The sequence below is a fragment of the Streptomyces lushanensis genome (genome assembly GCF_001700515.1).
Taxonomy (GTDB): domain Bacteria; phylum Actinomycetota; class Actinomycetes; order Streptomycetales; family Streptomycetaceae; genus Streptomyces; species Streptomyces lushanensis.
In genome coordinates this window covers 1-5,870 of record NZ_MAUD01000419.1, presented here as the reverse complement: position 1 = coordinate 5,870, position 5,870 = coordinate 1, and the positions used below count along the sequence as shown (strand labels likewise).

Here is a 5,870-nt window from a genome sequence, read left to right as displayed (position 1 = left end):
GTCGTGGGGGCCCGCGGGAAAATCACAGGGGAAAAGAAGCGGGACCGTACAGGACCGGGGGGTCTTGTGCGGTCCCCTTTCTCTTGACGGCCGAACCGCCGCCGCTTTCGCGGAGGCGGTTCGGCCGGTGCGGGGGCCGCTCAACGGCCGCCCGCGGTACGAGCGGCCGAGTCGGCGGTCCCGGCCACCGCGGACGGCACGCTTCGGGCCGGGGCGGGCCGTACCGAAGCCGCGGCGGTGATACGGCCCAGGGCCTCCGCCCTGCCGCACGGATACGCGCCCAGGGCGGTCTGCCGGGCGACGATCGCGCGTTCCGCGCGCATCAGCCGCCAGCCGCGCCGCAGCAGGAAGCCGACCGACTTCCGTCCCTCGCGCAGATCGCGCGTCAGCCGCCGCCGGAAGGTCGTCGAGGGCCGGCCGCGCAGACAGAGCGCGTCGGCCAGTACGCCGGACTCCCGGCAGCGCGCGACGATGTCGGCGGCGAAGATCCCCTCCGCGAGGAACACGGGCGTGCGCGCGATGTCGAGCGCCTCCGTGTCCACCCGGGCGCTGGTGGCGATGGAGTAGACGGGAACGGTCGTACGTCCCGTACGGCACAGCTCCTCGATCGCCGCCAGGGCGGCGTCCGCGTCCCAGGACAGGGCGGAGTCCCAGTCGATGTCCGTACTGTCCGGGACCAGCGGCAGCGTCGGGTCGTCGCCCTCCTTGTAGAAGTCGTCGAGGCGCAGTACGGGCAGTCCCGTACGCGCCGCGAGGGAGGACTTTCCGGAGCCTGACGGGCCCGCGAGCAGAATGACCCGGGCCGGAGGGGAAGGAGAACTCACGGGACACCAGTGTGGGGCATGGATCCGCGCGAGGAACCACCCGGGTGTACGGATCCACGACGGATCATGGCGAACCGATGACAAATCGGTGGGGAGCGGTCTTGGGCCGAGCGGTCCTGATGAGGTGTCGGACCGCATCTCCGCGCCGCCGGAAGTCGTTACCCGACAGGACATATCACTCGGCCAGGCAGGAAAACTCATGGCACGTCATGCAGCCCCCACCCCCCGGCGCCGCGCTCTGCTGCGCGCCGGTCTGACCGTCACCGCGGCGGGCGCGTTCCTCGGCCTGGGCGGTGTGCCCGCCGCCGTGGCGTCGGCGACGGAGAGCGACATCCAGCTCGCCGAGACGGGCGCGGCCTCGGGCCAGGCCCTCGTGAGCGCGCTCACCCACGGGACGACGGGCGCGCTGACCCCGGTCACCAGGCTCAAGCTCAACCCGCTGTCCGGCACGGGAGTGGACCCGCTGGACAACGCGGTGGGCACCCAGGTCGCCGACTTCAAGCCCGTCTCCACCGCGGCCCTGACCGACCCGCTCACCAAGGGCGGCGGCGCCCTCCAGGACCTCCCGCTGCTGGGCCCGGCACTGAAACTGCTGCTGCCTGGCCCGTCGGCCTGACGGTCAGCCGGTGCGGCCGAGGTGGTGCGGAACGGTACGGCTCTGCACAGTTGTGTGCGCTGAAAAGGCCCCGCTTTCCCCCGCATGAGGGAAAGCGGGGCCCGAAGTTCCCCGACGGTTCAGTACGACGAGCCCGAGGCGCCCAGGCTGCCCGTGGGGTGCCAGACCGTCTTGGTTTCGAGGAAGGCCGTCAGACGGCGGGTGCCCGGGTCGGAGCGCCAGTCCGTGGCGTGCGGGCGCAGGACGCGCTTGAGGCTGTCCGCCGCCGCGATCTCCAGTTCCTTCGCCAGGACCGCGTCCGCGCCGGTCAGATCGATCCCGTTGACGTCCTGGTGTGCGGCGAGCGGGGCCGCGATCTCGGCGGTGCGTCCCGACAGGACGTTGACGACTCCGCCCGGCAGGTCCGAGGTGGCCAGCACCTCGCCCAGCGAGAGCGCGGGCAGCGGGAGCCGCTCACTCGCGACGACGACCGCCGTGTTGCCCGTGGCGATCACCGGCGCGAGGACCGAGACCAGGCCCAGGAAGGACGAGTCCTGCGGCGCCAGGACGGTGACGACACCGGTCGGCTCGGGCGTGGAGAGGTTGAAGAACGGCCCCGCCACCGGATTAGCGCCGCCCACCACCTGCGCGATCTTGTCGGTCCAGCCCGCGTACCAGACCCAGCGGTCGATCGCCGCGTCCACGGCCGCCGCGGCCTTCGCCTTCGGCAGGCCCTCCGCCTCGGCGACCTCCCGTACGAACTGGCCCCTGCGGCCCTCCAGCATCTCGGCGATCCGGTAGAGGACCTGGCCCCGGTTGTACGCCGTCGCGCCCGACCAGCCGCCGAACGCCTTGCGGGCCGAGACGACCGCGTCCCTGGCGTCCTTGCGCGAGGACAGCGGCGCGTGGGCCAGCCAGGCGCCCTTGGAGTCCGTCACTTCGTACACCCGGCCGCTCTCGCTGCGGGGGAACTTGCCCCCGACGTACAGCTTGTAGGTCTTGAAGACACTCAGTCGTGTCGCGTCAACGGTGCTCATCAGCGCTCGCCCTCCGGGCTCGACGGGGCGAGATACGCCTCCAGACCGTGACGGCCGCCCTCACGGCCGTAGCCCGACTCCTTGTAGCCGCCGAACGGCGACGTCGGGTCGAACTTGTTGAACGTGTTGGCCCAGACGACACCCGCCCGGAGCCTGGCGGCGACCGCCAGGATGCGGGAGCCCTTCTCCGTCCAGATGCCCGCCGACAGGCCGTACTGCGTGTTGTTGGCCTTCGCCACGGCCTCCTCGGGCGTACGGAACGTCAGCACCGACAGCACCGGGCCGAAGATCTCGTCACGGGCGATGGTGTGCGCCTGGGTGACGTTCGTGAAGAGCGTCGGCGCGAACCAGTAGCCGGAGGACGGCAGATCACACGCCGGCGACCAGCGCTCCGCGCCCTCCGCCTCGCCCGTCTCCGCCAGCGCCGTGATACGGGCGAGCTGCTCGGCGGAGTTGATCGCGCCCAGGTCGGTGTTCTTGTCCAGCGGATCGCCGACGCGCAGCGTGGAGAGCCGGCGCTTGAGCGACTCCAGCACCTCGTCGTGGACCGACTCCTGTACGAGCAGCCGGGAGCCCGCGCAGCAGACCTGGCCCTGGTTGAAGAAGATCCCGGTGACGATGCCCTCGACGGCCTGGTCGACGGGCGCGTCGTCGAAGACGATGTTGGCGCCCTTGCCGCCCAGTTCGAGCGTGGCCCTTTTGTCCGTACCTGCGATCTCGCGCGCGATGGCCTTGCCCACCGCGGTGGAACCGGTGAAGGCGATCTTGTCGATGTCCGGGTGCGAGACGAGCGCCGCGCCCGTACCGCCGTCACCGGTCACGATGTTGACGACGCCCTTGGGGAGTCCCGCCTGACGGCAGATGTCCGCGAAGAAGAGCGCGGAGAGCGGAGTCGTCTCCGCGGGCTTCAGCACCACGGTGTTGCCGGTGGCGAGCGCCGGTGCGATCTTCCAGGCGAGCATGAGCAGCGGGAAGTTCCACGGGATGATCTGGCCCGCGACACCCAGCGGCCGCGGATCCGCGCCGAGCCCCGCGTGGCCGAGCTTGTCCGCCCAGCCCGCGTAGTAGAAGAAGTGGGCCGCGACCAGCGGGAGATCGGTGTCCCGGGTCTCCCTGATCGGCTTGCCGTTGTCCAGGGTCTCCAGGACCGCGAGCTCGCGCGAGCGTTCCTGGATGATCCGGGCGATACGGAAGAGGTACTTGGCGCGCTCGGTGCCGGGCAGCGCCGACCACTTCCCGAACGCCTTCCGGGCGGCCTTGACGGCCCGGTCGATGTCCTCGGCGCTTGCCTGCGCGACCTCGGCGAGGACCTCCTCCGTCGACGGGGAGACGGTCTTGAAGACCTTGCCGCCCGCCGCCTCGGTGAACTCGCCGTCGATGAACAGCCCGTACGACGGAGCGATGTCGACGACGGCGCGGGACTCGGGCGCGGGCGCGTACTCGAATACAGATGCCATGGTGATCAGTCCACCGTCACATAGTCGGGGCCGGAGTAGCGGCCGGTGCTGAGCTTCTGACGCTGCATCAGCAGATCGTTCAGCAGGCTGGAGGCGCCGAAGCGGAACCAGTGGCTGTCCAGCCAGTCCGCCCCGACGGTCTCGTTGACCAGCACCAGGAACTTCACCGCGTCCTTGCTGGTGCGGATACCGCCCGCGGGCTTCACCCCGACCTGTACGCCGGTCTGCGCGCGGAAGTCCCGTACGGCCTCCAGCATCAGCAGGGTGTTGGCGGGCGTGGCGTTGACGCCGACCTTGCCGGTCGACGTCTTGATGAAGTCCGCGCCCGCGATCATGCCGAGCCAGGAGGCGCGGCGGATGTTGTCGTACGTGGACAGCTCGCCGGTCTCGAAGATGACCTTGAGCCGGGCGGCTCCGGCCGCCTCCTTCACCGCGCGGATCTCCTCGTACACCTTGAGGTAGTGACCGGCGAGGAACGCGCCGCGATCGATGACCATGTCGATCTCGTCCGCGCCCGCGGCCACGGCGTCGCGGGTGTCCGCGAGTTTCACCGCGAGCGAGGCCCGGCCGGCCGGGAAGGCGGTCGCGACGGACGCGACCTTCACCCCGGACCCGGCGAGCGCGGCGACCGCCGTCTCTGCCATGTCCGAATAGACACAGACGGCCGCGGTGGCGGGTGTCGTACGGTCGGTCGGATCGGGCCGCAGGGCCTTGGCGGCGAGCGCCCGGACCTTGCCCGGGGTGTCCGCGCCTTCGAGCGTCGTCAGATCGATCATGGAGATGGCGAGATCGATGGCGTACGCCTTGGCCGTGGTCTTGATCGAGCGCGTCCCGAGCGAACCGGCACGCGCCTCCAGGCCGACGGCGTCGACACCGGGCAGCCCGTGCAGGAAACGGCGCAGCGCGCTGTCGGACGCGGTCACGTCGGCGAATGCGGGGGTGATGGTGGGCATGGTCACCAGATGAGCATATCTACGCGCGTAGCGACCTGTACAGGGGCGAGTCCGAGCTGTGACCGGGGTCCGTCGAGTGTTTACGGACGCGTACGGCAGAATCGGGCATATGACGAGTCCCGCGCCCCAGCCGTCCGAGCCGACCTACCGCGACCGTGTCTTCCGGTCGGGCGGCGGGATCCTCGGCGGGATCCTGCTGCTGGCGGTCGTGGCCTGGCTCGGTGTCGACGCGCTCGTCTGGGGCACGGGCCGCACGCCGTGGCTGGCGCTGGCCGGCCTCCTCTTCGCCGTACCGCTGATCGTCGCGTTCAGCCTGCGCCCGGCGGTCTTCGCCGGGAACGACCGCCTGCGGATCAGAAACCCCTTCCGGACGATCACGCTGCCCTGGGCGACGGTGACGGGCATACGGGCCGTGTACTCCTGCGAGGTCTTCACCGAGAACGCCGGGAAGTTCCAGCTCTGGGCCGTCCCGGTCTCCCTGCGCCAGCGCAAGCGCGCCAACCGACACCAGGACCGGCTGGCCCGCGTCGGCACCACGGAGACCCTGGACCCGGCCAAGCTGGCCCTCGCGGACCGCGCGGTCACGGAACTGCGCGAAGTGTCCGAACGGGCCACCACCCGCCCCACGGCCCAGGGCAACCCGACGATCCGCTGGGCGTACGAGGTGATCGCCCCGTCCCTGGCGGGCCTGATCCTCCTGACGGTCCTCCTCACCACGACCTGAGCGCCCGGGACCCCTGCCCTCAATCGCCGGACGGGCCGGGATACGCACCCCGCACCGGGCCCGACCGTTCCGTCCTCAATCGCCGGACGGGCTGGATATGCCGCCCGGCACCGGACTCGCAGCCGGAATGCGGCGGGAGGGGGGCGGGGTCGCAGGAGGTGCGTGTCCGGACACTGAAGCGTGATTTGTGCCGCACACGAAACCGCACCAAAAAACCGGCCCGCACGCGGCGTAAATCATGCCGTCCGGACATGCACCTCCGGAGGCCCCGGCACCCGCA

General features: G+C 70.9%; 6 protein-coding genes. 2 read left to right on the top strand and 4 right to left on the bottom strand.

Annotated elements, in window-relative coordinates; genetic code table 11:
- Positions 1-140: 140 nt before the first annotated feature.
- Positions 141-824, bottom strand: coding sequence for a uridine kinase family protein (locus BFF77_RS28420; protein ID WP_066955438.1), 684 nt, complete (start codon positions 822-824; stop codon positions 141-143).
- 199 nt (positions 825-1,023) lie between these two features.
- Here BFF77_RS28420 and BFF77_RS28415 point away from each other — a divergent pair, with 199 nt between their 5' ends.
- Positions 1,024-1,440 (top strand): hypothetical protein, encoded by a 417-nt coding sequence (locus tag BFF77_RS28415; protein WP_066955435.1) that lies wholly within the window; start codon positions 1,024-1,026, stop codon positions 1,438-1,440.
- Between the two features lie 119 nt (positions 1,441-1,559).
- Here BFF77_RS28415 and BFF77_RS28410 read toward each other — a convergent pair whose 3' ends face one another.
- Genes BFF77_RS28410 through deoC form a run of 3 tightly spaced genes read right to left on the bottom strand, consistent with a single transcriptional unit; the run spans position 1,560 to position 4,866 of the window.
- Positions 1,560-2,456 carry an aldehyde dehydrogenase family protein gene (locus BFF77_RS28410; protein WP_066955431.1) on the bottom strand — a complete coding sequence of 299 codons (897 nt, stop codon included), beginning with the start codon at positions 2,454-2,456 and terminating at the stop codon, positions 1,560-1,562.
- Complete coding sequence (locus BFF77_RS28405; protein WP_066955428.1) at positions 2,456-3,913, bottom strand: aldehyde dehydrogenase family protein; 1,458 nt, start codon at positions 3,911-3,913, stop codon at positions 2,456-2,458. The genes BFF77_RS28410 and BFF77_RS28405 overlap by 1 nt, the downstream gene beginning before the upstream one ends.
- 5 nt (positions 3,914-3,918) lie before the next feature.
- Positions 3,919-4,866 carry a deoxyribose-phosphate aldolase gene (gene deoC, locus BFF77_RS28400; protein WP_066955441.1) on the bottom strand — a complete coding sequence of 316 codons (948 nt, stop codon included), beginning with the start codon at positions 4,864-4,866 and terminating at the stop codon, positions 3,919-3,921.
- A 109-nt stretch (positions 4,867-4,975) separates the two neighbouring features.
- On the opposite strand from deoC, the gene BFF77_RS28395 reads away from it, so the two are divergent.
- Positions 4,976-5,590, top strand: a complete 615-nt coding sequence (locus tag BFF77_RS28395) for a PH domain-containing protein (RefSeq protein WP_066955424.1) — start codon at positions 4,976-4,978, stop codon at positions 5,588-5,590.
- Positions 5,591-5,870: the final 280 nt, after the last annotated feature.